This is a genomic window from Citrobacter sp. Cb041, assembly GCF_030336655.1.
Classification (GTDB): Bacteria; Pseudomonadota; Gammaproteobacteria; order Enterobacterales; family Enterobacteriaceae; genus Citrobacter; species Citrobacter braakii.
Genome location: NZ_JAOWDD010000042.1, coordinates 62,651 through 87,410, shown reverse-complemented (window position 1 = coordinate 87,410; position 24,760 = coordinate 62,651). Strand labels below are relative to the sequence as shown.

20 protein-coding genes are annotated in these 24,760 nt (G+C 52.4%); 5 read left to right on the top strand and 15 right to left on the bottom strand.

Features of this window, described 5'->3' with window-relative positions; translation table 11 throughout:
* Positions 1 to 33: 33 nt before the first annotated feature.
* From OGV52_RS19125 to OGV52_RS19115, 3 genes are all read right to left on the bottom strand, one after another.
* Entirely contained in the window at positions 34 to 2,700 is a 2,667-nt protein-coding gene (locus OGV52_RS19125; RefSeq protein ID WP_287108956.1) for a family 78 glycoside hydrolase catalytic domain, read from the bottom strand.
* A gap of 24 nt (positions 2,701 to 2,724) precedes the next feature.
* On the bottom strand, positions 2,725 to 4,026 hold the full coding sequence (locus OGV52_RS19120; RefSeq protein ID WP_141875333.1) for an MFS transporter: 1,302 nt from the start codon (positions 4,024 to 4,026) through the stop codon (positions 2,725 to 2,727).
* Between the two features lie 106 nt (positions 4,027 to 4,132).
* Complete coding sequence (locus OGV52_RS19115) at positions 4,133 to 4,984, bottom strand: helix-turn-helix domain-containing protein (RefSeq protein ID WP_047502126.1); 852 nt, start codon at positions 4,982 to 4,984, stop codon at positions 4,133 to 4,135.
* 600 nt (positions 4,985 to 5,584) lie between these two features.
* Between OGV52_RS19115 and OGV52_RS19110 the strand changes: the two genes are divergently transcribed.
* The 4 genes from OGV52_RS19110 to OGV52_RS19095 all read left to right on the top strand — a co-directional run bounded on the left by OGV52_RS19110 (position 5,585) and on the right by OGV52_RS19095 (position 10,690).
* Entirely contained in the window at positions 5,585 to 6,187 is a 603-nt protein-coding gene (locus tag OGV52_RS19110) for a fimbrial protein (RefSeq protein ID WP_047502124.1), read from the top strand.
* A gap of 96 nt (positions 6,188 to 6,283) precedes the next feature.
* A complete protein-coding gene (locus tag OGV52_RS19105; RefSeq protein ID WP_047502122.1) occupies positions 6,284 to 6,991 on the top strand; it encodes a fimbrial biogenesis chaperone in 708 nt (235 codons plus the stop codon).
* A 5-nt stretch (positions 6,992 to 6,996) separates the two neighbouring features.
* Positions 6,997 to 9,552 (top strand): fimbria/pilus outer membrane usher protein, encoded by a 2,556-nt coding sequence (locus OGV52_RS19100; RefSeq protein WP_047502120.1) that lies wholly within the window; start codon positions 6,997 to 6,999, stop codon positions 9,550 to 9,552.
* Positions 9,539 to 10,690 (top strand): fimbrial protein, encoded by a 1,152-nt coding sequence (locus OGV52_RS19095; RefSeq protein WP_047502118.1) that lies wholly within the window; start codon positions 9,539 to 9,541, stop codon positions 10,688 to 10,690. The genes OGV52_RS19100 and OGV52_RS19095 overlap by 14 nt, the downstream gene beginning before the upstream one ends.
* Before the next feature lie 103 nt (positions 10,691 to 10,793).
* On the opposite strand, the gene cheZ is transcribed toward OGV52_RS19095, so the two are convergent.
* Genes cheZ through tar form a run of 6 tightly spaced genes read right to left on the bottom strand, consistent with a single transcriptional unit; the run spans position 10,794 to position 17,098 of the window.
* Positions 10,794 to 11,438, bottom strand: coding sequence for a protein phosphatase CheZ (gene cheZ, locus OGV52_RS19090; protein ID WP_029139578.1), 645 nt, complete (start codon positions 11,436 to 11,438; stop codon positions 10,794 to 10,796).
* Between the two features lie 13 nt (positions 11,439 to 11,451).
* Positions 11,452 to 11,841, bottom strand: a complete 390-nt coding sequence (cheY, locus tag OGV52_RS19085; RefSeq protein ID WP_016153434.1) for a chemotaxis response regulator CheY — start codon at positions 11,839 to 11,841, stop codon at positions 11,452 to 11,454.
* A gap of 18 nt (positions 11,842 to 11,859) precedes the next feature.
* On the bottom strand, positions 11,860 to 12,909 hold the full coding sequence (locus OGV52_RS19080) for a protein-glutamate methylesterase/protein-glutamine glutaminase (protein ID WP_016153435.1): 1,050 nt from the start codon (positions 12,907 to 12,909) through the stop codon (positions 11,860 to 11,862).
* The gene (gene cheR / locus OGV52_RS19075; RefSeq protein ID WP_016153436.1) at positions 12,906 to 13,778 is read right to left on the bottom strand and encodes a protein-glutamate O-methyltransferase CheR; all 873 of its coding nucleotides are present in this window, start codon (positions 13,776 to 13,778) and stop codon (positions 12,906 to 12,908) included. Before cheR ends, OGV52_RS19080 begins: the two co-directional genes overlap by 4 nt.
* A gap of 19 nt (positions 13,779 to 13,797) precedes the next feature.
* Entirely contained in the window at positions 13,798 to 15,399 is a 1,602-nt protein-coding gene (gene tap / locus OGV52_RS19070; protein ID WP_103847935.1) for a methyl-accepting chemotaxis protein IV, read from the bottom strand.
* A 43-nt stretch (positions 15,400 to 15,442) separates the two neighbouring features.
* Positions 15,443 to 17,098: a methyl-accepting chemotaxis protein II gene (gene tar, locus OGV52_RS19065; protein WP_046275660.1), complete on the bottom strand. Its 1,656-nt coding sequence runs from the start codon at positions 17,096 to 17,098 to the stop codon at positions 15,443 to 15,445.
* A gap of 406 nt (positions 17,099 to 17,504) precedes the next feature.
* Here tar and OGV52_RS19060 point away from each other — a divergent pair, with 406 nt between their 5' ends.
* On the top strand, positions 17,505 to 18,764 hold the full coding sequence (locus tag OGV52_RS19060; protein WP_016153439.1) for a dicarboxylate/amino acid:cation symporter: 1,260 nt from the start codon (positions 17,505 to 17,507) through the stop codon (positions 18,762 to 18,764).
* Positions 18,765 to 18,839: 75 nt separating this feature from the next.
* Here the strand turns inward: OGV52_RS19060 and cheW are convergent, their stop codons facing one another.
* The 6 genes from cheW to flhD all read right to left on the bottom strand — a co-directional run bounded on the left by cheW (position 18,840) and on the right by flhD (position 24,295).
* Positions 18,840 to 19,343 (bottom strand): chemotaxis protein CheW, encoded by a 504-nt coding sequence (cheW, locus tag OGV52_RS19055; RefSeq protein ID WP_003034638.1) that lies wholly within the window; start codon positions 19,341 to 19,343, stop codon positions 18,840 to 18,842.
* Positions 19,344 to 19,363: 20 nt separating this feature from the next.
* Positions 19,364 to 21,430 (bottom strand): chemotaxis protein CheA, encoded by a 2,067-nt coding sequence (gene cheA, locus OGV52_RS19050; protein WP_153690267.1) that lies wholly within the window; start codon positions 21,428 to 21,430, stop codon positions 19,364 to 19,366.
* 4 nt (positions 21,431 to 21,434) lie between these two features.
* Entirely contained in the window at positions 21,435 to 22,364 is a 930-nt protein-coding gene (motB, locus tag OGV52_RS19045; protein ID WP_016153441.1) for a flagellar motor protein MotB, read from the bottom strand.
* A complete protein-coding gene (gene motA / locus OGV52_RS19040) occupies positions 22,361 to 23,248 on the bottom strand; it encodes a flagellar motor stator protein MotA (protein ID WP_016153442.1) in 888 nt (295 codons plus the stop codon). The genes motB and motA overlap by 4 nt, the downstream gene beginning before the upstream one ends.
* A gap of 124 nt (positions 23,249 to 23,372) precedes the next feature.
* Positions 23,373 to 23,957: a flagellar transcriptional regulator FlhC gene (flhC, locus tag OGV52_RS19035; RefSeq protein ID WP_085951062.1), complete on the bottom strand. Its 585-nt coding sequence runs from the start codon at positions 23,955 to 23,957 to the stop codon at positions 23,373 to 23,375.
* Positions 23,954 to 24,295, bottom strand: a complete 342-nt coding sequence (gene flhD, locus OGV52_RS19030; protein ID WP_016153444.1) for a flagellar transcriptional regulator FlhD — start codon at positions 24,293 to 24,295, stop codon at positions 23,954 to 23,956. Before flhD ends, flhC begins: the two co-directional genes overlap by 4 nt.
* Positions 24,296 to 24,760: the final 465 nt, after the last annotated feature.

Sequence of the window (24,760 nt, the reverse complement as noted above, 5' to 3'; positions counted from 1 at the left end):
GACAGCGCGAACGCTGCCGTGACAATCACGCGGTTAGCGCTGCCAGATAACGCGATAATGGCCCGATCCCACCTGCGCGCCATAGCCGCCGTCTACTGGCGCGAAGTCGAGGCCATCGGTATCGAGCAGCGTTTGTGCGCCATCGAGGATCACCATTGAGTGAGTATTCGGTGGAATATCTACCTCAAGAGTGGTGGTCTGCAAGCCATCGCGCGCCGGTTCCTGCGTCCAGTGGACGGCAATATCACCATATACCGAGCCGTATCGCGCTTTCAGCCATGTCAGGCCACCGCCCGGAATAGGCCGCAGTACCGAAGATTTAAAGCCCGGCGCGTGTTCTTCGGTATTTATTCCCGCCGCCACGCGATACAGCCATTCACCGATCGCCCCGTAGGCATAATGGTTGAAGGAGTTCATGTCCGGGCTCCACATTGTGCCGTCCGGTTTCACGCCATCCCAGTGTTCCCAAATCGTCGTCGCCCCGGCCTTTACCTGATACAACCAGCTTGGGAAGTCCTCTTTCATCAGTAATTGCCACGCCGCGTCGGCCTGCCCGTTTTCGCTCAATGCGTGACAGAAATAGGGGGTGCCGACAAACCCCGTCACCAGATGACCGTCATTTTCCGCCAGCAGTTCCAGCAGCGTTTGCACGGTGCGCTCGCGGTGCGCGTCCGGCACTAACTGGAAGTAAAGCGCCAGAATATGCGCCGTTTGCGTGCGCGCCGCCAGCCGCCCGGTGGCGGTAAAAAACTCATTGCGGAAGCTTTCGACAATCGCGGTATGCAGCGCCTGATAATGGGTGTGATCAACGTCATTTCCCAGTGCTTTGGCTGATTTCGCCAGCAGCAGCGTGGACAACGCATAGTAGGCCATGCAGGTCAGTTCATTCGGCGTTGCGCCAAAATAGCTGCCCTCTTTGGCATCCAGCGCAACCCAATCGCCAAACTGCAGTTTCCACGACCACTGGTTCTCAACAGCGTTGTCATGCATAAACTCCACCCAGGCTTTCATGCTGTCGTACTGGCGGGCCAGCGTCTGTTTATCGCCGTACATCAGGTACAGCGTCCACGGGTTAATCACCGCCGCATCGGCCCAGGCGGCGGCGGAATGGGTGCGCCCGTGGGATAAAAAGCGGTCGTTGTCGCATTTGCCGGTGAGGATATCGGGGATGACGTGCGGCACACCGCCCTCCGGCGTTTGGTCATGCTGAAGATCGGTCAGCCATTTGGCAAAAAAAGTGCGCGTCTGCATCAGATAACTCGCAGTGCGGCAGAAAATTTGCGCATCGCCCGTCCATCCCAGACGTTCATCGCGCTGCGGGCAGTCGGTTGGGATATCGACGAAATTGCCCTTAAGCCCCCACATGATGTTGTGATGCAGTTGGTTGAGATCCGCATTTGAGGTTTCAATGTGACCCGTCGGCGTCATCGCGGAATGCAGCACGACCGCGACAAAATCATCCCGCGTCGGCGTGCCAGGCCAACGTTCAATCAGCACATAACGGAAACCCTGAAAGGTAAAATGCGGGTGATAACATTCTTCACCCTCGCCGCGTAAGGTGTAATCAATGCACTGTTTGGCGGTGCGCAGGTTCGCCAGATAAACATTGCCTTCGGCATCCAGCACTTCAAAATGGTGCAGCGCCACGCGCTCACCTGTCGCACCGCGCACCCGAAACTCCACCCAGCCGCTGAGGTTCTGGCCAAAATCAAGCACCGTCTCACCTTTTGGCGTCGTGATGATTGAGCACGGCGCAAGCCGTTCTATTTCTTGTACCGGGCAGGCCGTTTGCGGTTGCAGCACCGACGTCTCTGCCGCAAGCGTCGTCACCGCACGCCAATGCCCGGCGCTAAACGCAGGCTCACTCCAGCCGCGCTGCTCCCGACGTGCGTCATACACTTCGCCATCATAAATTTCAGCAAACAAAATGGCGTCATCGCTGCCCTGCCAGTGTGCATCCGTGGTGATTATCCGCTGGCTACCATCGCGGAGCGTCACCACCATATGGCAAATAAACCCCGTCTGCTGGCCGTAATAGTTGCGATAGCGGTTGAAGCTCATATCCCCTTTATACCAACCCGCCCCCACCATCGCGCCAATCACGTTTTCGCCTTCTCGCAGGTGCTCGGTCACATCCCAGGTTTGATACAACAGATGGTGGTGGTAGCTCGTCCAGCCGGGCGATAACTCATCACGCCCGACTTTTTCGCCGTTGATCCACAGTTGGTACAACCCCAGCGCGCTGGCATGTACCACCGCCGCAACAATGTCATCACCGTCGGGCAAACTGAACGCATGGCGCAACAACGTGCCTTTTGAGTTGTCTTTATCCTGCGGCGTTTCAGCCGAGATAAACACCCCTTGCCACGCTTGCGCTGGCAGGCCGGTAATAAACGTTGCCGCCGGGCTCCAGCCGCTCTCTTCACCGTGGTTGTCGGTAATATGCACCCGCACAAAATAGCGCGTCGAGTGCTGGCAGGCGACGTCGGGCAATTCGATATTACTGGAGCGGTCATCGTGCATTTCGCCGCTGTCAAACAGGCATTGGGCAAAATCTTCTTGCGCCGACAGCTGCAAACGCCAGCTACGCTGCTGTACATCGCGCAAGGTACTGGTGATTATCCAGCCGAAAACCGGCAACGTTTCGCAGCCCGTCAGCGTGGTTTCATAGTTGAGCGTAATCTTTTCTACTGCCAACATAATTTTTCCCTCAGTGGCTCATATTCAGGCTTTGGCCCGCAAAGTATCGTGCGACGCCTGTCCGTTATCAGACGTCGCCACCATTTCTGTTTCTGCATTAAATTCATTACGTTGCTTGCCGTGGAAGCACAGCCAGCCGATAACCATGCCTATCGCCACAATCGCCGTCAGCAGGCAATAAAGAACCACCGGCCCCGCGCTCAACAGCACAGGAGTGACGAACGCCAACAAGCCGCAGGTCAGACGGGCGACACCGACAATCACTCCTTGCGCGGTGGCGCGTAGCATGGTGGGGAATGACTCTTGCGCCCACACTTTCATGATGCCTTCGAAGGCAAATCCTGTGCCGATATTGGTAAACAGCAGGCAGCAGAACCAGGAGAGTGGCGAGAAATTAAACAGCACCGGCACGAAATAACCACCGGACATCATCACCGCGCCAAAAATAAAGAATGGAACCCGTTTTGAGGTATCAACGACGCGCATAAACATCAACCCAGACGCCACGCTCACTGGCAGAATCAACAGCCCCCACAGCGAGTGCGTGCTGACCGAAATGCCCACCACATTTACCGCTACATAAGCCCCAAACTGCCCGCCGGTATTGGCCGCCAGATTGGTGAAGGTATAAAAGATACACAGCGAGATAAACGGCCACAGGTATTTGCCTTCGAGCAGATCGCGCCAGCCGGTTTTCTGCGCCCGCACGGTGGCGATGCCACGACGCAGTTCATCCTTTGCCGCCAACCACAGCGGCGACTCAGGGATAGACCAACGCAGGATCATCAGCACAACCGCCACCAGCCCAACGTGCATATACATGATTTGCGCGCCAATCACCCCCCAGTCGCCGACGATAGCGGAGATCCCCATCGTGGCGCCAATTCCCACCAGCCAGAGTAAATTGGACAAGCCTATAATCTTGCCGCGGTTTTCATCGTTCGCCGCTTCGGAGATAGTCGCCAGAGAGACGGGTAAATCAGCCCCTGTCGCCAGCCCCACCAAGAGTGTGCCCAGCACCAGGAACGGGAAGTTCAAACCAAAGGCCAGCGCCAGCGTGCCGATAAAAATCATCGCCATCGTAATAATAAAAACATTACGACGACCAATACGGTCTCCAAGACGACCGCCACCAAAAGCCCCAGCGGCAATACTCAGCGTTAATAATCCAGATAAAATGCCAATTTGTAGTGCAGTAATACCCATTGTTTTTTGATAAATGACTAAGGCTGTACCACTGGAAACAATAGCCGCCGAATCAATATATGATGCCATTCCAGACACCACTCCAATATACCAGGGGTTAGGTGTTTTATTTTTTGACATAACGATTCCCTTAAATTTACAGACAGTAAGGCGAGAAATAAGCGTATGGCCTACCCCCGTCACGATGGATGGTAGTAATAATTTTTTATTGTTATTAACCTAACAATTAAATCGCTATTAAAACTCGTGAATGAAGTTCACGTTCATGGCTTGGAGGATAATGAAAATACCGTCGGTACGATTCAGTCAACCTGATCGCATTCATAAAACCACAACGTGCCGCAATTTCACTGATGGTTTTATCCGTAGTGCGCAGTAATTCTTGAGCTTTTAATACACGATACAACATCTGGAATTTAACCGGAGTATAACCGGTCACTCGCTTAATTAAGCGATACATCGTGCGCCTGGCAACACCGTTATCATCACTCAACATATTCCAGTCCAAATGACGCAAGCTACTGGTCTTGAGCATACGGATCAGGTTGGCTCGCCCTCGCTCATCAGGGCTAAGCGCCTCAGTTTGGCGGTCGCACTGGCAAAGCGTGTTGATGATGTTCAGCAAAGCGACTTCACACAATGAAAAATAGAGCACGTCATAGTTACTCTCGTTACGTGAGATTATCTCCTGGCTCAATACCTCAATACGCGCCAGCGCTCCCTGAGTTAACGCCAGCGCGGTAGGCTGTAGAAGTTTTTCTTTTATACAATCGAGCAAATTATCAATGTGCTGTAAAAAATGAAAACTGCGCGGGCGACGAATCAATATATTAATAACCGACAGATTATTAGTTGAAACATAACTATGGGTATCGTTAGCAGTCACTAAAAAAAAGTCACCCTGACAGATAAAACGAACCAAGTCATTAATAATATGAAACCCGCTACCGCTACGGACAATCACCAGTTCATCAAAATCATGCCCGTGCACACCTTCCATTAATTGGTTATTCATCGAAAAAAGACAAAACGCATGTTGCTCTGAATGAAAAAAATCATTCTCACGTAAAATTCGCATATCTCCCCCGCCGCTATTCGAGTAAAAACACTCGGGATATCGATAAATAACCTACTGACGTAATATATTGCCTTGCACCGATAACCATTTAACTGCAATTATTATGACAAGTCTATATATCGCACTGTCACTCAGGCGTAACCTGCTGTGACCTCAGCATCATTTCGGCAAATAACCGCCAAGTTATGGCATAAAAAAGAGGATATACGCCGCGCAGATGAACCCACTTCATCCAGGCATTCAACCGGTTCTCGTAGGCTATTAGTGAAGGGAATATATATAGGTGAATCATTCTACGCGAACTGTTTACGCACCATAGGATTTACATTTATTATTTTATAATAAACGCACACCCCACATCATATTAAAAACAAATTAATAAACATTAACACATAAATATCACCAAACAATTAAAAATAGATCTTATGCGCTATTGATAAAAAAAGAAATCAAATTATAATCCGCAAAAATCAGCAAGGCTTATATCTAATAGCAGGGATTGATACACCGGTTACACTATTCACTAAAAGATTATCAATCTCTTAAGTAGAATTACAGTGAATGGATTAATAATATTATTAACAGATGGAGTTTGTTAACATGAAGTTACGTTATAAATTAATATCCGCAGTCATTCTCACGATGGCGACCACCAGTAGTGCATTCGCTGATGAAGCCAATGCCGGAGAGATTCATTTCACCGGTGAACTGATAGAGCCAAGTTGTGTCATTGAGGGCGATACAGGTACCGATAGCACCGTTCCTTTAGGGACTTATCCAACGTCGTTGTTTAACGCCAGCGGCGAGGGTACCGAGTCGCCGTTGAAACCGTTTACTATTGTGCTGAAAAACTGCCCGGTTGCCACCACAGGTCTGCCACAAGTGCAACTCACCTTTCAAGGCACCCACGCGTTAACAGGCAGCACCAGCTTACTGGATGTCAGCGCGATTACCGCCGCGGCTGAAAACCCTGGCGGCAGTAACCCAGTTGCCACCGGTGTGGGTATTGCCGTTTCACCTGCGGGTGCAGATACGACATTGTTAACGATGGACGCCACCGAAGGCCAGGTCTATATCGACCTGCCCGATACAGCGGGTGATGCCATTATTGCTGAGTTTAATGCCCGCTATAAATCCTTCGCAGCGGTCACTACCGCGGGTGCGGCAGACGCCGATATGACCGTGAATATTGTCTATCGTTAATCACACCGCAATACAGACCGTTGTTTAATATTAAACAGAGCCAGTCGCCACTGGCTCTGTTTAACGGGTTCTTTCGCTATTTCGCAGGGATTTGCGATGCGTAAAATAATTTCATCTGCTTTTTTGCTGCTGCCTCTTATCATTAGCACCGTGGCTCCCTGCGATGCAGCAGGTATTCGTATTGGTCGCACCCGTGTCGTTTACGATGCCAATAAAAAAGAGGTCGCATTATCGCTCGCTAACGAGGATAACGAATTACCGTGGCTGGTTCAGTCATGGACCGACACCGGCGACGGGAAAACCCGTGGCCCCTTTATTATTACCCCGCCGCTGTTTCGCCTTGACCCGCAAAAAGAGCAAAACCTGCGTATCGCCTGGTCAGGCGCAGCCGTCGCCCAGGACAAAGAGTCACTATTTTACATTAACGTCCGTACGATACCCGCCGTCGCCAAAGAAGATGGCAGTATCGACAAAAACGTCCTCCGGCTGATTTATAAAACCCGACTCAAACTGTTCTTTCGCCCCAAAGGTCTGGCAGGTTCGCCGGGCGAAAACTGCAAAAACCTGCGTTTTAGCCGTAACGGCAACGTCCTGCGCGTGGTCAACGAGGGAGCTTTCCACAGCATCTTCGACTCTGTGAAGCTGGGTGGCACACTGCTTAAAAAAGCCGACATGGTGACACCAAAAAGCAGCGCGGAGATCCCGCTACCGGCCAATGCCAACGGGCAATCGGTCACCTGGCGCTGTATTAGCGATTACGGCAACGCGACCCCTCCCTTTACTACCTCGCTGTCAAAGGGATAATTCGAATGGTAAAAACGTTGACACAGCCCCAGCCACACTGGCGGCTCAACCCGCTATTACAAGCGCTAGGTGCGGTTCTGCTTTTGTTCTCAACTCAGCCGTACGCCCGCGAATACTACTTTCCCCCCACCGGGCTGGAAGGCGATGCGGCGCTGCACGAGGATGTTGATCTATCATTGTTTTCCAACAATAAAGCGCAGCTCCCCGGGACTTACTCATCAACGATTGTGATTAACAAGCAGCGTTCAAAACAGCAGGATATCAACTACCTCAACGACGCCAGCGGCGAATTACAGCCGCAGATTACCCCCGCGATGCTGCGCGACTGGGGCGTACGCGTGGAGGCCTTTAGCGAACTGGCCGCACTGCCCACTGATAAACCACTGCCCAAAGCACTGGGGGAGTACATTACGGCAGCCACGGCGATCTTCGATTTTAACGCCATGATGCTGCGTATCAGTATGCCGCAGGCGGCGCTGGATGAACACAGCCGCGGCTCGGTAGATCCTTCGCGCTGGGACAACGGCGTGCCGGTTCTGTTTGCCAACTATGCATTTTCTGGCTCGCAAAATGACAGCGGCAATGGCGGCACTGACAAAAACCAATACCTGAACCTACAAAGTGGGCTAAATCTCGGCGGCTGGCGGTTGCGTAATTATGCCACCTGGGACAAAAACGACGATGAGCAGTCCTGGCAGTCGCTGCAAACTTATATTCAGCATGACGTACAATTTCTCAAGTCTCAGTTCACCGCTGGTGAAAACAGCACCCGTGGTGAGGTGTTCGACAGCGTGCAATATCAGGGCGTTAACCTCGCTTCCGACGAGAATATGCTGCCCTTTAGCCAGCGAGGCTTCGCGCCAACCATTCGCGGTATTGCCAACAGCAATGCTGAAGTCTCCGTGCGGCAAAATGGCTACCTGATTTATCAGGCTAACGTCGCGCCAGGGGCGTTTGAAATTAACGATATCTCGTCCACCTCTAACAGCGGTGACATGGAAGTAACGATTAAAGAAGCCGATGGCAGCGAGCGCCACTTTACCCAACCCTACTCCAGCGTGGCGGTCATGCTACGCCCTGGTCGGGTAAAATATGAAGTCACTGCCGCCCGTTATCGTGCCAATAACAACAGCGGCGACAAAGAGCCGATGTTTGTGCAGGGCAGCGCCATTTATGGTCTGAACAATATTTTCACGTTGTTTGGTGGGCTAACGGCTGCGGAGGATTATCAGGCTGGCGTTGGCGGCGTCGGCGTCGCGCTGGGCACTATTGGATCTGTTTCCGCAGATGTCACCTGGGCAAAAACCACGCTGGATAACGGTGAACAGCACGATGGGCAGTCTTACCGCTTGCTGTACAGCAAAAATATTGAAACTACCGACACCAACATCACACTGGCCAGTTATCGTTATTCCACCAGCGGCTATTACAGCTTTGCTGATGCCAATCAGAGAATAGATGATAATGGCGATGATGACTGGCGCTATCAGTACAATAAACGTAACCGCATTCAGGCCAGCATCAGCCAAAGCATTTTCTCCAGCAGCCTGTATCTTAACGGCTACCAACAGGATTACTGGGGAACCTCACGCAAAGAACGTAATTTATCCGCAGGCTTTAGCACCACCGTCAACGGCATCAGCTACCATCTGGCCTATACCTACAGCAAAAATGACGATCGCGACAGCGATCGAATCGTCTCCTTCAGCCTTAGTGTGCCGCTGAGCCGCTGGCTGCCGAATAGCTGGGCGAGCTATAACATCAGCAACAGCCAACGCGGCGATACCAACCAGAATGTTGGGCTGGGTGGCACATTACTTGACGACCAGCGCTTGAGTTATTCACTACAGCAGAGCCACACCAACCATGACGGCACGGATAACAGCAGCATTTACAGCACCTACCGCTCGCAGTACGCCAACTTAAGCGGCGGCTATTATTATGCGTCTGACGATTCCCGACAAATCAGCTACAGCGTCAGCGGCGCCGTAGTGGCGCATCCTCACGGCGTCACCCTGGCACAGCCGTTAAGTAGCGAATTTGCCATCGTCGATACCGATGAGGCTTCCGGCTTGCGCTTTCAGAATCAGCGTGGCGTGCAGAGCGATAGCTTTGGCAACGCGATCATTCCATCCCTTTCCGCCTATCAGGAAAATCGCATTGTGCTGGACACCACCACATTGCCGGATGATGTCGATACCAATGCCACCGTCGTCACCGTGGTTCCCACCCGCAACGCAGCCGTCACCGCCCATTTCAGCACCTGGGTTGGTTATCGTGTACTGGTCACCTTGCGGCGTGAAAGCGGCAGTCCCGTCCCCTTTGGCGCGTTTGCTAGTGTCGATGGGCAAACACAAACCGGTATTGTCGATGAAAACGGCGTGCTCTACCTGGCAGGTATCACCGATGGCATGACCATTACGGTGAAATGGGGCGATGGGCCAGAACAGCAGTGCCGTGCAACGCTGGCTCTGGCAACCGATTCTGATAGTAACAACCCAACGGGAATACGTAACACGCGCGCACAGTGTCTTCAGGAGAAAAAACATGCTCAGCCTTAACCAAAAGCGCGGGCTCGCCGGTCTGATACTCTTCAGCGCCGCAGGATCTTGCGCAGCTACGCCACTACAAAGCTGCTTTAGCTCGCCGGGCATCTATACGACCCATATCGAACAAGACGTCGTGGCGGCCAACAATCTTTCCGGAATGACACACAATGCGGGACACATTGTCTCTGCGGGTGGGCCTATCACCGCCAACTGTCGCTGCCCATCAAACATGCCAATCGACAGCGGGGCCACTGTTTATTCCATATCTTTTGCTGGTAGTCCATTACCGTCAGGGACTTCAAGAGAGGGCGTTGGTTTCCTCACCGAAAAGCTGGATGTTAAGCTGGCAGGATATCCTGATGCCATCAATCACCAGGATGGTAATAACATGGTCAATATCGACATTACCGATTACACCCCCAACCGGACCATGAAGAAATATGCCGACGCCAACACAAAATCCACGGAATCACAGCAATCCGTATGCAGTGATGAAACCCGGCCTGTCGGCGCCAGCACGGTAAAACGCCAGTTTCAGTGGAATGTCATTGCCGCCACTTTCTATCTTAAAAAACCGGTGTTTGGTGAAGAGATTTTCCAGCCACAAACCGTCGTGGAAAACTATGCCTGCCTGTACTACGGTTCCAGCAACAATCCTAACGGCTGTACCGTACCTGAGAAGGTGTCCGAGATTCGCCTCGGCGGCGTTCTCCGCGCCCCGCTCAGTTGCACCATTAACGCGGGGAGTCAGATTGAGGTTGAGTTTCCGGTTCTCACTACCAGCGCATTTACCACGCCAGGCGTTCCGCCTGCTAATGGCATTAAATCGGTCGATATCTCTTACCATTGTGACAATCCCGCCACAGATAATCAGGACAAAATCAAAATGACCCTAACCGCCGACCACGGGAATAGCGGCAGCGACGGCTACATTGCCAAAATGTTAGGCCGCGACGATATCGGCGTCAGGATGTATGACGACAACGATACAGCCGTCAAGCTCGATGGCTCGTTTGACTTCCCGATAACCCTGGATGAACAGGGTAACGGCGTAATTAAAATGACCGCCGCCCCAGTGAGCACCACCGAGAGGAAACCGGTAGCCGGTAAATATGAAGGCAACGTCACCGTAAAAATGGATATTAAGTAAAGAGAACGATAGGTATCTGTAGGCCGGATAACGCGCAAGCCGTTATCGGTTAGAATGCCCGGCGGCGAGCGCCTGCCGGGCCAGCAAATAAAAACGCTACGGATCAGAACCCGAGGCTATCCAGCAGGTCGTCAACCTGATCCTGACTTGCCACCACGCCGGCTTTTGAGGTGTCAACCTGCGGGCCGTTAAGCAAGCTTTCGTTTTCACGTTTTGGACGAGCGCCCTGCTCTGGAATGTTTTCCAGCAGAACCATCAGCAGCTGACGTTCAATCTCCTGGATAACATCCATCATGCGCTTGATGACCTGACCGGTGAGGTCCTGGAAATCCTGCGCCATCATGATGTCCAGCAGTTGAGCGTTAGTAAAGCTCGTATGCCCTGGCACATCACCCAGGAACTGGCGGGTATCGGTGACCAGTTCACGGGCGTCAGACAGCTCGATCGGATTTTCGAACCATTCATCCCAGCGTTTGGTCAGGTCTTTGGCCCCTTTTTCCATCGCGTCCTGGTGCGGCTGCGAAGCTTCCACACTGTTCAACGCGCGCTCTGCCGCCTGTGCGGTCATCTGCACAACGTAATCGAGACGATCGCGGGCATCGGGAATCGCTTCTGCCGCTTCGGCAATGGCCTGATCCAGCCCCAGTTCACGCAGGCTGTCGCGCAGCATTCGGGTCAAACTGCCGATGCGCGCGATGATGTCCCCGGCTGAATGTTCGTCAGCAGGTTTAATTTGTGGTTGCATCATCATTATCACACCCTCACATGCCCAGTTTCTCAAAGATTTTATTGAGTTTCTCTTCTAGCGTCGCCGCCGTGAACGGTTTCACGACATAACCACTGGCGCCAGCCTGTGCCGCCGCAATGATATTCTCTTTCTTCGCTTCCGCCGTAACCATCAGCACCGGCAGGGCCGACATTCCGCCATCAGCACGAATGGTTTTCAGCAGTTCCAGGCCATCCATGTTCGGCATATTCCAGTCGGAAATGACAAAACCAAATCCCCCAGCCTGCAGCTTATTCAGCGCGTCCACGCCGTCTTCAGCCTCTTCAACATTGTTGAAACCCAGTTCTTTGAGCAGGTTACGCACGATGCGACGCATGGTGGAAAAGTCATCCACAACCAAAAACTTAAGCTCTTTATCCGCCATAAAAAATAAACTCCTGATTCAAATACGTATTGCCTGTCCGGCACTGATTTTCGCCAGCATTTGCTGGCTTACCTGGCTAAGATCGACCACTTCGCTTACGCCACCCATATTGATGGCCTCGCGCGGCATGCCGAACACCACACAACTTGCTTCGTTTTGCGCAATGGTCCAGGCACCCGCCTGGTTCATCGCTAACATTCCGGCGGCGCCATCGTTGCCCATACCCGTCAGGATCACTCCCACGGCATTACGCCCCGCATGTTTTGCCACCGAATGGAACAGCACATCCACTGAAGGCCGATGCCGGTTAACCGGTGGACCATCATGAATTTTGATCTGGTAGTTCGCCCCGCTGCGCGCCAGTTCCATATGCTTGTCACCAGGGGCGATATACGCATGCCCTGGGAGCACGCGCTCCCCGTCTTCAGCCTCTTTCACGGTGATCTGACACAGTTTGTTCAGACGCTCGGCGAATGAGCGGGTAAATCCCGGCGGCATATGCTGGGTAATAAGAATACCGGGACTTGAAAGCGGCAATGGCTGGAGTACATGGCGAATTGCCTCTGTTCCTCCGGTTGAGGCGCCAATCGCTAGCAGTTTTTCAGAACTGAGTAACGGCCCCGCTTTCAAGGTCACCTGTGCCGTCATGGGTTTGTGGGCCGCCAGTTTTGCCCGCGACGCGGTGCGGATCTTCTCAGCGATCATTTCGCTGTAGGCCAACATCCCTTCACGGATCCCCAACTGTGGTTTGGTGACAAAATCAATCGCCCCCAACTCCAGCGCCCGCAGCGTGACCTCAGAACCTTTACCGGTCAGCGAAGAGACCATAACCACTGGCATCGGACGCAGTCGCATCAGCTTCTCAAGAAAGTCGAGGCCGTCCATGCGCGGCATTTCCACATCCAGCGTCAGGACGTCGGGATTGAATTTTTTGATTAAATCCCGGGCAACCAATGGATCCGGCGCCGTCGCCACCATTTCCATATCACTGTGGCTGTTAATAATTTCGGTCATGATTTGACGCATCAGTGCAGAATCATCAACCGATAAAACCCTGATTTTACTCATGCTTTATCCTTACCTGGCGCATGCGCATACACCGTCTGTCCACGCAAGCTAAACTCGCGCACGAGGTTGCTAAAGTTTTCTGAATGACCTGCAAACAGCAGCCCATCTGGTTTAAGAAGTGGAACAAAACGGTGCAAAATGTCCTGCTGCGTCGTTTTATCAAAATAGATCATCACGTTACGGCAAAATATGGCATCGAAGGGGCCTGGCACGTTGTACTGCTTATCCAGTAAATTCACGCTGGAAAATTCAACATGCCCCGCCAGTTCCTGCCGAACGCGTACCAGTCCTTCATGCGGTCCGGTGCCGCGCATGAAGTAACGCTGTAGCTGCTGCGGTGACAGCGTCTTTAGCTCGTCAAGGCGGTAGATGCCGCTTCTGGCTTTTTCCAGCACTTCGGTATCAATGTCGCTGGCAAAAACACGCCAGCGGCCCGGAGCCATACCTAAGGTATCGGCGAGCGTAATCGCAATGCTGTACGGCTCTTCTCCGGTTGACGCCGCCGCGCTCCAGACACGGTATTCACCGCTGCGCCGACGAGCATGATCTGACAGCACTGGAAAATGATGCCCTTCGCGAAAAAACGCGGTCAGATTGGTAGTCAGGGAGTTAATAAAAGCCTGCCACTCAGCACTGTTCTGGTTAGCTTCCAGCATGCTGAGATAGCGACCAAAGTCATCCAGTCCCAGGGTTCGCAGACGGCGGACCAGGCGGTTATAAACCATGTCCCGCTTATGGTCGGCCAGTACGATCCCCGCACGCTGGTAGATTAATTGACATATCCGACGAAAATGCGCGTCAGACAGCGCGAGGCGCTGTGTCATCTGTAACAATAATGACGTTTGCCCAGGGGGCAGAGATGATGTCATAGCGCCTTCTCAATCACATTCAGGATACAACGGGCACAACCTGCGGCTGTGCCAATTCTTGTTTTGCTACGGTTTGCTCTTCAAGCTTAAAAAATGCGACACAGGCAGAAAGATTATCGGCCTGCATGGCAAGTTGTCCGGTGGCGGATGCGGCTTCTTCCACCAGCCCGGCGTTTTGCTGCGTCACGGAGTCCATCTGGCTGACGGCCTGCGCCACCTGCTCGATGCCTCTGCGCTGTTCATCAGAAGCAGAAGCAATCTCGCCCATGATGTCGTTAACCCGGGTAACCGAGCTGACAATTTCCGTCATGGTGCGCGCAGCCATATCAACCAACTGCGAGCCCTGATGCACTCGGGTGACAGACTCCTCAATGAGCCCCTTAATTTCTTTCGCCGCCTGTGCGCTACGGCTTGCCAGATTGCGCACTTCACCTGCAACCACGGCAAAACCACGCCCCTGCTCACCCGCGCGAGCGGCCTCAACCGCAGCATTCAGCGCGAGGATATTGGTCTGAAAGGCAATGCTGTCAATCACGCCGATGATGTCGCCAATTTTCTGCGAGCTCGCGGAAATCTCATGCATGGTGCTGGCGACCCGGGAGGTCTGTTCGCCGCCTTTATTCGCTGTATCTGCCGCACTTTTGGCAATTCCTGACGCCTGGCGCGCGTTATCCGCATTCTGTCCTACGGTGGCGGTCAGTTGTTCCATGCTGGCTGCCGTTTGCGCCAGCGCGGCCGCCTGCTGTTCAGTGCGCGAAGACAAATCGTTATTACCCATCGCGATTTCTGAAATACCGCTATGCATGGCTGAGCTGCCCTGGCGTACTTCGCTTACCGTTTCACGCAGTGCCTGCTGCATCTTCTTCAGACTGGCAAAAATGGCTGAGATCTCATTGCGCCCATAAACCGCTACCGGCCGGGCCAGATTACCCGCGGCAATGCTGTCGAAATGACTGCCCACGATCGCCAGCGGCTGGACAATCATCTTGCGCGACCAGTACAGCGCACCGCTGGTGAGCAGTGCCGCCAGTACCACCATGGTGGCGAAAATCACCCCCGACATATGGTAATTTCGCTGGCTCTGCTCTCCTGCCGTTTGCAACACGCGATCGATGTTGCTCTGCCACGCATTCACATTTGCATCAAAAGCATCCTGAGCAGCCTGCACCGGCGCGGTCAGAAAATCTGACAACTGATTGTTTTCAAGCCAGGTGGCCTGATGCGCAAGAGCGCTGTGCCATTGACTGAAACTTTTCTCCGTTGCGCCAAACAGCGCCTTCCCTTGTGCCGTCGTATCCGATGTCGCCATAAAGCGTTTAAACATCAATTCAGACTGCGCCAGGCTATCACGTGCGAGGGTCATCAGCGTGTTGATATCCTCTGGCGGATAGCTCAGGGCGGTCAGCGTCCCTGCCTTATTAAGGGCCGTACTGGCCTGTAATAACACAGCGCGGGTTTGGGCCAGCGCAGCGCGTTGCTGATTACTTCGTTCGACCTGATTCAGGTTCTGAAAACCGTCCCGAAATGCCCAGAAGGACAAGCCATTACTGCCAATCTGCAAAACACCGCAGAGGATTAAAATCAAAAACAGCGTGGTCGAAATTCGAATACGATTAAACATCAACGCTCCCATTGGGCGGCACTGGCCGCGGTTTAACTATCAGTCAAAATGTTTCCCAATTCGTATCTTGTTCATTGTTCTGGCGCGGATAGGATGCGGCCGCCGTTGCAGGTAATCGTGTATCGCGCGGCTTAGCCGACGCCGGACGTGACGCAAGGCGGAAAGTCGACACCGACTGCGTCAGGCGGCTGGCCTGTTCTTCAAGGGCAGCGGCAGCGGCAGCCGATTCCTGTACCAACGAGGCGTTCTGCTGCGTAACGCGATCCATCTCGGATACCGCGAGCGCCACCTGATCAATCCCCCGGCTTTGCTCGTCGGAGGCCGAGGCAATCTCGCCCATAATGTCGGTCACCCGCGTTACGGCATTTACGATGTCGTTCATCGTTTCGCCTGCGCTTTCTACCAATACGGACCCGGTATCCACTCGGGAAACCGAATCCTCAATCAACGCTTTGATCTCTTTCGCTGCCTGCGCACTGCGACTTGCCAGATTACGCACTTCGCCCGCAACCACAGCAAAGCCACGGCCTTGTTCACCGGCACGCGCCGCTTCAACCGCCGCGTTCAGCGCGAGAATGTTGGTCTGGAAAGCAATACCATCAATAACGCTGATGATGTCGGCGATTTTCTTCGAGCTATCGGCGATTTCGTGCATGGTGTTCACCACGCTATCAACCACTTTGCCACCATGCTGTGCGGTATCGGAGGCGCTTTTCGCCAGTTGCGAGGCCTGACGCGCGTTGTCCGCATTTTGCTTCACGGTTGCGGTCAACTGTTCCATGCTGGCTGCGGTCTCTTCCAGCGCAGAGGCCTGCTGTTCAGTACGAGATGACAGGTCGGTGTTCCCGCTGGCAATTTCGCTGGTCCCGGAATAAATCGCATCAGAACCTTCACGTACCAGGGTGACGGTTTCCGTCAGCGAGCGCTGCATATGATCAACCGTACTGGCCAACTCGCCGATTTCATTACGACCGCTGACGGCCAGGGTCGCTGTCAGGTTACCGCTGGCGATTTCCCGAATATGGGCAATGACGCGAGACAGAGGATTAAGCAGGGTATGACGGATGCCGTACCACACCACCACCAGAATCAGCACCAGCACTACGGCCAGCACGCCAAGCTGCCATTGGGCGAAATGGTAATCCCGCGCGCTTTTATCGAATGCCTGAGCGTAAAGCTTTTCGCTAACGCTGGCGTACTTGCCCAGCGCCTCACCAAGCGCGTTTTGCATTCCCTGAGTCGGTTGCGCGAAATAGGCGTCCATATTGCCGTTCTCCAGAAACTGAACCAGTTCTGTTAAAGCCGCATGGTACTGCTGATACTTCTCCTCAACGTTACCGCTGGCTTCTGCCATCTCGGGTAACGGTGTGATGTTTTTAAATTTTGCGTAATGTGTTTCGGCCTGCGCCAACGATGCTTTCGCATTCTTCAGCAGATCGTTTTTCGCGCTGCTTTGCTGGTTGGACGCGTCCATCATCATGCGTGCAGAAGAACGGCTTAAATTGATACGTGTTTGCAGCATCAGATCCCATGTTGAGGTGAGTTCACTTTGCTGCTGTCGAAGATCGTTAGAAATAACAAAACTTTGCTGATTCTGCTGCAATGAAGAAAACAACAGACCACCGGAAACAAGCTGTAGCAGTGCGAAAACCCCCAGCACCATCATCAGCATTGTGACAACGCGGATACGGTTAAACATAAGGCACCTTCCTGAAAACGAGTTATCAACGTTATCGGCAGTCGCTGAGATAACTTTACGTTTGCGAAAAGGAAATCCTGAAGGGACGTGAAGCCTCGCGGAAGGAGGGGAAGACGGGTGTACGGCAACCACAAATCATTCACATAAAAACGTCACAATTATCATGTGAATAACATTCAAATTTATCTGTGGGCGCGGTCATATTGGATGAAATAGTCATTATTTCGTGACCAGGATCACAAATACACATCCTCTGCACCACAACAAAATGGATAAAAAATTAAAAAAAGTTGTATCAGCTGGCGCTTTAATTCAATTTATATGATGAATACTTAGTTACCAATTAATAAATATAAAAAATGAGTAACCGAACAATAAATGTTAAATCCTTACTGAGGGCTTTTTAGTGGCAAATGCAAACAAACTCACGTTGTTTATCGTGATCTTCATGTTGGCGGGGATCCTGTCAGGGGCGGTGATCCACTCTTATGCCGCCCCCGGCGTAGTGACCGCCTGGGCCGATAATATTACGCTTCTCACCGACATCTTTTTGCGCCTGATTAAAATGGTGATCGCACCTTTAGTATTCAGCACCCTGACCGTCGGTATTATGCGCCTGGGGGAAACGTCCACCATCGGGCGCGTAGGCGGCAAAGCGATGATCTGGTTTATCAGCTCTTCCATACTGTCTATTCTGGTCGGTCTGTTTGTGGTTTCTCTTGAGCAACCCGGCAGCGGCCTGAACCTGGCGATCCCGCTGGAAGCCACTGATACCGGCCTGGCCGTGAGCGGCATGAGCCTGAAAGGTTTTCTGACTCACACCATCCCAACCAGCATAGCCGAGGCGATGGCCAACAATGAGATCCTGCAAATTGTGGTGTTCTCGATGTTCTTCGGTATTGGTGGCGCATCCCTTGGTGAGAAGTTCAATGCCCCGCTGGTTGCCGCGCTGGATGTGGTCTCCCACATTATGCTTAAGGTGACTGGCTACGTGATGTACGTTGCGCCGCTGGCCATTTTCGCCGCCATTTCCTCCGTTATCTCCACCCAGGGTTTGGGGATCCTGCTTAACTATGCGTCGTTCATCGGCGGCTACTATGTGGCTATTTTGCTGACCTGCCTGGTTCTGCTGGCGGTCGGTTATGTCATGCTGAAAAAAGAGGTTTTTCGTCTGGTAAGCATGCTGAAAGATCCGGTTCTGGTCGCATTTACTACCAGCAGCTCGGAAGCCGCCTATCCAAAAACGTTGGAGCAATTAACCAAATTTGGTTGCTCGCCTAACATCGTGTCATTTGTATTGCCTATCGGTTATTCATTTAACCTGGTCGGCTCGATGGTTTACTGTTCATTTGCCTCGATGTTTATCGCGCAGGCCTATAACATTCACCTCTCCTTTGCAGAAATCACCGTCCTGATGCTGACGCTGATGCTGGCGTCAAAAGGGATTGCCGGCGTGCCGCGTTCTGCACTGGTGGTGCTGGCAGCAACCATTCCGAGCTTTAATATTCCGGTTGCCGGGATTCTGTTACTGATGGGTATTGACCACTTCCTGGATATGGGACGTTCAGCAATCAACGTATTAGGTAACGGGATTGCAACGGCGATGCTGGCACAAGATGAAGGTTTACTGGAAGAAGAACCGGAGCTGGTTGAGCGGGAAGCGTAAGGGGAAATCTGCCGGATGCGTTACGCGTACCCGGCCTACAACAGCAATCATTGTAGGCCAGATACGGTATAGCGGTTACGCGACGTGACTGGCGGCAATATCCAGCAGCGCCATTTCTTCGCTATTGAGCAGCTTCTCAATGTTAACCAGGATCAGCATCCGGTCACCCAGCGCCCCCAGTCCCGTCAGGTATTCCGTCGACAGCGTTACGGCAAATTCTGGCGCCGGACGGATTTGATCCGTTGTCAGCGACAGCACATCCGAGACGCCATCGACCACAATTCCGACCACCCGCTGGCCCAGATTCAACACAATCACCACGGTGTTTTCGTTGTAATCCACATCGCTCTGGCTAAACTTCACGCGCAGGTCAACAATCGGCACAATCACACCGCGCAGATTGGTGACACCTTTGATAAACGCAGGCGTGTTAGCAATACGCGTCACCTGATCGTACCCACGGATTTCCTGCACTTTCAGGATATCGATACCGTACTCTTCATCCCCCAGCGTAAACACGAGGAATTCCTGACCTGACGGTTCGCCGGCCAGTTTAGTTACATTACTCATACCGGTCATATTATTCCCTTCTCACTCAATCAGGCGGCTGTGATCGCCACACGTTGTTCGCGGTTTAATCCCTGCAATGCAGAGACATCGACAATCAGCGCGACGCTGCCGTCGCCGAGGATCGTTGCTGCAGAAATACCTGGCACTTTGCGGTAGTTGCTTTCCAGGTTTTTGACGACCACCTGGTGTTGACCAATTAACTGATCGACCAGCAGCGCGTAGCGACGCCCTGCACTTTGCAAAATCACCACAATACCTTGAGTCGCTTCGGTTTTTGCGCCTTCAACCTCAAAGACTTTCCACAGCTCAACCAGCGGTAAATATTCGCCACGCACTTCCAGCACGCGCTCTCCTCCGGCCAGCGGATGGAGATCTTCTTCGCGCGGTTGCAGTGATTCCATAACGGCATTCAGCGGCAGAATAAAGACTTCGTCGGCCACGCGCACCGACATGCCGTCGAGGATCGCCAGCGTCAGCGGCAGCAGAATTCGGATAGTCGTCCCCTGTCCCTGTTTGGACTGGATCTCAACATGGCCCCCCATCTCCTGGATATTTCGCTTCACCACATCCATACCCACGCCGCGGCCAGAGACATCCGTCACCTGTTCAGCGGTCGAGAAGCCCGGGGCGAAGATCAGCATACCGACTTCGTCATCGCTCATGTTTTCGTGGATCGGCATCCCCTGGGAGATAGCTTTGGCGAGGATTCGTTCACGGTTCAGACCGGCGCCATCATCGGTGACTTCAATACAGATATTCCCGCCCTGGTGCTCCGCGGAAAGCGTCAGATTACCGATTGGGCTTTTCCCGGCTTCAAGGCGTTTTTCCGGCAGTTCAATACCGTGATCGAGGCTGTTACGCACCAGGTGCGTCAACGGATCGATGATGCGTTCAATCAGGCTCTTGTCGAGTTCGGTTGAGCTTCCCACCTGTGTCAGTTCGACCTGTTTACCCAGCTTACCGGCCAGGTCGCGCACCAGACGCGGAAAACGGCTGAACACATACTCCATGGGCATCATACGAATCGACATCACCGACTCTTGCAAGTCGCGGGCGTTACGTTGTAACTGACCCATACTGGTGATGAGATCGCCATGATTGACGGGATCCAGTTCGTTAGAACGTTGTGCCAGCATAGACTGGGTGATGACCAACTCACCGACCAGGTTAATGAGCTGATCGACCTTCTCAACCGCTACGCGGATGCTGGTTGACTCGCTGGCGCGGGCGGGTTTGTCGCGTTCCGCACGTCCGTTTGGCGCTTCGCTGGCGGCGGCTTTCGCCGCTGGCGCAACGGCAACCGGCTGCGGCTTCGCGACAACGGCTACCGTTTCTGCTTCTGCTTCAGCTTCAGCTTCAGTTTCAGTTTCAACGGCTACGGGCGCTGCGCTGACGGTTTCGAATTCAATCTGATCTGCTTCAATCACAAAGCACAGCACCGCGATGATGTCATCTTCTGCGAGGTTACCATCAAGCGTTGCTGACAACGTGTCGCTCCCTTTCACCACATCGGTTAAGGTCGCCAGGTTCCCCAGCTCCTCTTCCAGTAAATCCACTTCATTGGCTTTCAGGCGCGTGAGAATAATGCGTTTCTTGCTCTCTTCGCTTGCGGACTCAGGCTGTGCAACCGCCTCTTCCTGCATTGCAGCGCTGTCAACAACGCTCAGTTTTGCGGTGTTGACGACTGCCGGTGCGGTTTCACCTTTCGCTTCGAGCGCTAACTGTCGTAACGCATTACAAATGTACTCAAAGCTGGCGGCATCCGGCTCCTCTGAGTTTTTATAGGCGTCGAGCTGTTCCTGCATAATATCTTTCGTTTCCAAAAACAGGTTGATAATGTCGGCATTGAGCTGCATCTCGCCACGCCGCGCTTCATCCAGCAGGTTTTCCATCAGATGGGTCGTTTCCTGCAAAATGGTAAAGCCGAAGGTGCCCGCCCCGCCTTTTATCGAGTGCGCAGCACGAAAAATTGCATTCAGCTGTTCGGAATCCGGGGCTTCAGGAACCAAATCAAGCAGGTGTTGCTCCATGTCAGCCAACAGTTCGTCAGCTTCATCAAAAAATGTTTGATAAAAATCGCTTATATCCATGCTCACGCTATCACCTCGGATTGGCTGGTGGCGATGTGGGAACGCTTGCCGGCGGGAGTTCCGCTGGCTGTTGTAAGACACTTACCGGCTCATTCTGGCTTTCAGCGTTTTCATGCAAAATGGCCTCTTCCGCCTGCTTATTGAGAACCAGCAGGCTAATACGGCGGTTGATAGCGTCTTCAGGACCGCGATCGCTCAGACGCATCGTGGCGGCCATACCTACCACACGTAATACTTTTCCATCATCCAGACCGCCGCTAACCAATTCGCGACGCGACGCATTAGCGCGATCGGCGGACAACTCCCAGTTGCTATACCCTTTTTCACCATTGGCGTAAGGGTAATCATCCGTATGGCCGGAAAGGCTGATTCGATTAGGAATGCCGTTAAGCACTGGCGCTATGGCTCGCAGGATATCGCGCATATACGGTTCCACCTCAGCGCTACCGGTTTTAAACATCGGGCGATTCTGACTGTCGATAATCTGTATCCGCAGCCCTTCCTGAACTAAATCAATTTTCAAATGCGGGCGCAGCGCACGCAGTTTGGGGTCAGATTCAATCAACTGATCGAGATCGCCGCGAAGTTTGCTCAAGCGGCTTTGTTCCATGCGTTTTCTCAGATCATCGATATTCGGCTGCTTGTTCACCTCTCCCTGCTGCTGGGTGTAATCATCCCCGCCGCCAGGAATGGGACTTTGGCTATTCGAAATACGATTTCCCCCGGTTACCGCAGTAGCCAGCGGCGTACGGAAATATTCGGCAATCTGGATCAATTCTTTAGGGCTAGAGATGGAAATGAGCCACATCACCAGAAAGAAGGCCATCATCGCGGTCATAAAATCGGCGTAGGCGATTTTCCACGAACCATGCGCCCCACCACCGTGACCTTTATGCTTGCGTCGCTTTACAACGATAATGGGATGGGCCTGATTTTTCATGCGTCCTCGGTCGTCTGCTGCGCAGTTGGATTTCTCACCGCACGAACATGCTCTTCCAGTTCGATAAACGATGGACGTTCGCTGGAATACAGAGTCTTACGACCAAATTCGACGGCAATTGGCGGCGCGTAACCATTCAGATTGGAGAGCAGAGTTATCTTCACACACTGCATCATTTTGGTGGTTTCAGCGCTTTTCTGGCGCAGAACGCTGGCAAGCGGAGAAATAAATCCATAGGCCAGTAAAATACCGAGGAATGTCCCTACCATGGCATGTGCAATCAGCGAACCCAGTTCAGCCGCCGGACGATCGGCAGAAGCCAGCGCATGGACAACCCCCATTACCGCCGCCACGATCCCGAACGCCGGTAATGAATCCCCCACCATCGCCAGACTGTTGGCCGGGACTTCGGCCTCACTTTCGTGCGTCTCAATCTCTTCATCCATCAGCGCTTCAATTTCAAACGTGTTCATGTTGCCGCTGATGATCAGTCGCAGATAATCGACAATGAAATCAAGCATCACGGCATCAGCAAGAATGCGCGGATAGCTGGCGAAAATTTCACTCTCTTTGGGGTTTTCGATATCGCGTTCAAGCGAGAACATGCCCTGTTGACGTGACTTGGCCATCAGGCGATACAACAGCGCCAGCAGATCCATATACATCGCTTTGGTGTATTTTGATCGACGAAAAAGCATCGGGATGGCTTTCATCGTCCCCTTAATGGCTTTCCCGTTATTGCCGACGATGAATGCCCCAATACCCGCGCCACCGATAATCACCAGCTCAGCCGGTTGATAGAGTGCCCCAAGGTGTCCGCCGGTCATCATGTAACCGCCGAAAACTGTACCAATAACAACCAGGTAACCTAATAAGATAAGCACGACATCATCCTTTCGCAATTGACTATGACAGGATGCGCAGTCGGACAGTTAACTCGAGGTCAGGACAAAAAAAAGCAGCGGTAATCGCTTACCGCTGCTGGAGTGTTTGTCCACACCGTATCAGTTAAACAGCCTGTTCGATCTGTTCATCCAGCAGTTGTGGAATAATATCGGCAGCATTCTGGGAAAGTTTACGTCTTTTTACGGCGCGTGATGGCGGTTGGCATAAACTGCAGGCAAAGCTGCCTGCGGGTTGGTGAGCGTGGGTAATAAAATTCCCACCGCAGCAATTGCATCGGGACAACTCCAGCAATCCGCTGTCGACAAAACGCACCAACGTCCATGCGCGAGTTAACGCCAGCAGTGGCCCTTCTTCTGGCTGCGGGCACTGCTCAAGATATAAACGATACGCTTTGATCACGGCATCCACGCCGCTGCACAAACCAGTTTTGAGCAGGAATTGCCATGCGTTGCAAAACATCGAAGCATGAATGTTTTGTTCCCATGTCATAAACCAGTCGGTGGAGAAAGGCAGCATCCCTTTTGGCGGAGGGCTGCCGCGTAATTCTTTGTACAGCTTGATAAGTCGGCCACGGCTTAATTGCGTTTCGCTTTCCAGCATTTGCAAACGGGCGCCCAATGTGATTAATTCCATCGCTAGCTGGATATCACGCGCTTCCTGAACAATGCTTTTTTCGCTCATCATCAAGCCCTTTTCTTGCGCGCTGCTTCATCGATGTCGCTTAACAGTCGCGTTGAAAGCATGATACCGGTATGAATTTGCTGAAGATCGTCAACGCGGGAGTCTTGCGTCAGGCGAGTAACGGTCTGGTGATCGTCGAAACGGAAATGACAGACCAGTTGGTTTGTTTCAGCCAGTTTGACCATTTGTGGAAGTGTTAATGTTGCCAACGTGTCCGCCATTTCTTCGCTGATACCAAGGCGAAACATCGCAGATGCTTTGTCCTGAACGATCAAACGCTGTGCAAGCAATAAATATGACAAATTGATGTCATAGATGTGTTTCAGCAACTCGGATGTATGCATTATTTGCATCCATAATAACCAACATTGTTTTCATGCGGTGAAACCGCACCCCGTGATGTCGCCGGGAAGGCCCGGTAAAAAAAAAGCAAAAGGTCAAATACATAGCAGCGTGACGGCACTTACGCGTTGTCTAAACATTCCCTTTTCAGAAAGCCGCGCCCCTTACAAGCTCACATCAATTCTTACAAATGTCTAAGATTTTTCCTAATTCGACGCAACTCTACCCGCCGCCCGTTACACATACAACGTAGCTATGCTGCGAATTTGAAGAATATGTGACATAGATCACATAAACCAGCTAAACACTTAACATAAATCCATCAGCACAGCTTTTACTTTGCTTATTTTTTAACCTCAAATTCGCCATTTCAATTCCTGACATACGAATATTCTTGCAATAAAAGCGAATAGTATTTTGTTCACAAACGTTAATATCACGTTGTGAAATAGCGAGCTTGATAACAT

What these genes read in the sequence shown, in the direction of transcription:
- OGV52_RS19125 (WP_287108956.1), bottom strand. Translation starts at nt 2,700, where the DNA reads ATGTTGGCAGTAGAAAAGATTACGCTCAACTATGAAACCACGCTGACG.
- OGV52_RS19120 (WP_141875333.1), bottom strand. Translation starts at nt 4,026, where the DNA reads ATGTCAAAAAATAAAACACCTAACCCCTGGTATATTGGAGTGGTGTCT.
- OGV52_RS19115 (WP_047502126.1), bottom strand. Translation starts at nt 4,984, where the DNA reads ATGCGAATTTTACGTGAGAATGATTTTTTTCATTCAGAGCAACATGCG.
- OGV52_RS19110 (WP_047502124.1), top strand. Translation starts at nt 5,585, where the DNA reads ATGAAGTTACGTTATAAATTAATATCCGCAGTCATTCTCACGATGGCG.
- OGV52_RS19105 (WP_047502122.1), top strand. Translation starts at nt 6,284, where the DNA reads ATGCGTAAAATAATTTCATCTGCTTTTTTGCTGCTGCCTCTTATCATT.
- OGV52_RS19100 (WP_047502120.1), top strand. Translation starts at nt 6,997, where the DNA reads ATGGTAAAAACGTTGACACAGCCCCAGCCACACTGGCGGCTCAACCCG.
- OGV52_RS19095 (WP_047502118.1), top strand. Translation starts at nt 9,539, where the DNA reads ATGCTCAGCCTTAACCAAAAGCGCGGGCTCGCCGGTCTGATACTCTTC.
- cheZ (WP_029139578.1), bottom strand. Translation starts at nt 11,438, where the DNA reads ATGATGCAACCACAAATTAAACCTGCTGACGAACATTCAGCCGGGGAC.
- cheY (WP_016153434.1), bottom strand. Translation starts at nt 11,841, where the DNA reads ATGGCGGATAAAGAGCTTAAGTTTTTGGTTGTGGATGACTTTTCCACC.
- OGV52_RS19080 (WP_016153435.1), bottom strand. Translation starts at nt 12,909, where the DNA reads ATGAGTAAAATCAGGGTTTTATCGGTTGATGATTCTGCACTGATGCGT.
- cheR (WP_016153436.1), bottom strand. Translation starts at nt 13,778, where the DNA reads ATGACATCATCTCTGCCCCCTGGGCAAACGTCATTATTGTTACAGATG.
- tap (WP_103847935.1), bottom strand. Translation starts at nt 15,399, where the DNA reads ATGTTTAATCGTATTCGAATTTCGACCACGCTGTTTTTGATTTTAATC.
- tar (WP_046275660.1), bottom strand. Translation starts at nt 17,098, where the DNA reads ATGTTTAACCGTATCCGCGTTGTCACAATGCTGATGATGGTGCTGGGG.
- cheW (WP_003034638.1), bottom strand. Translation starts at nt 19,343, where the DNA reads ATGACCGGTATGAGTAATGTAACTAAACTGGCCGGCGAACCGTCAGGT.
- motB (WP_016153441.1), bottom strand. Translation starts at nt 22,364, where the DNA reads ATGAAAAATCAGGCCCATCCCATTATCGTTGTAAAGCGACGCAAGCAT.
- flhD (WP_016153444.1), bottom strand. Translation starts at nt 24,295, where the DNA reads ATGCATACATCCGAGTTGCTGAAACACATCTATGACATCAATTTGTCA.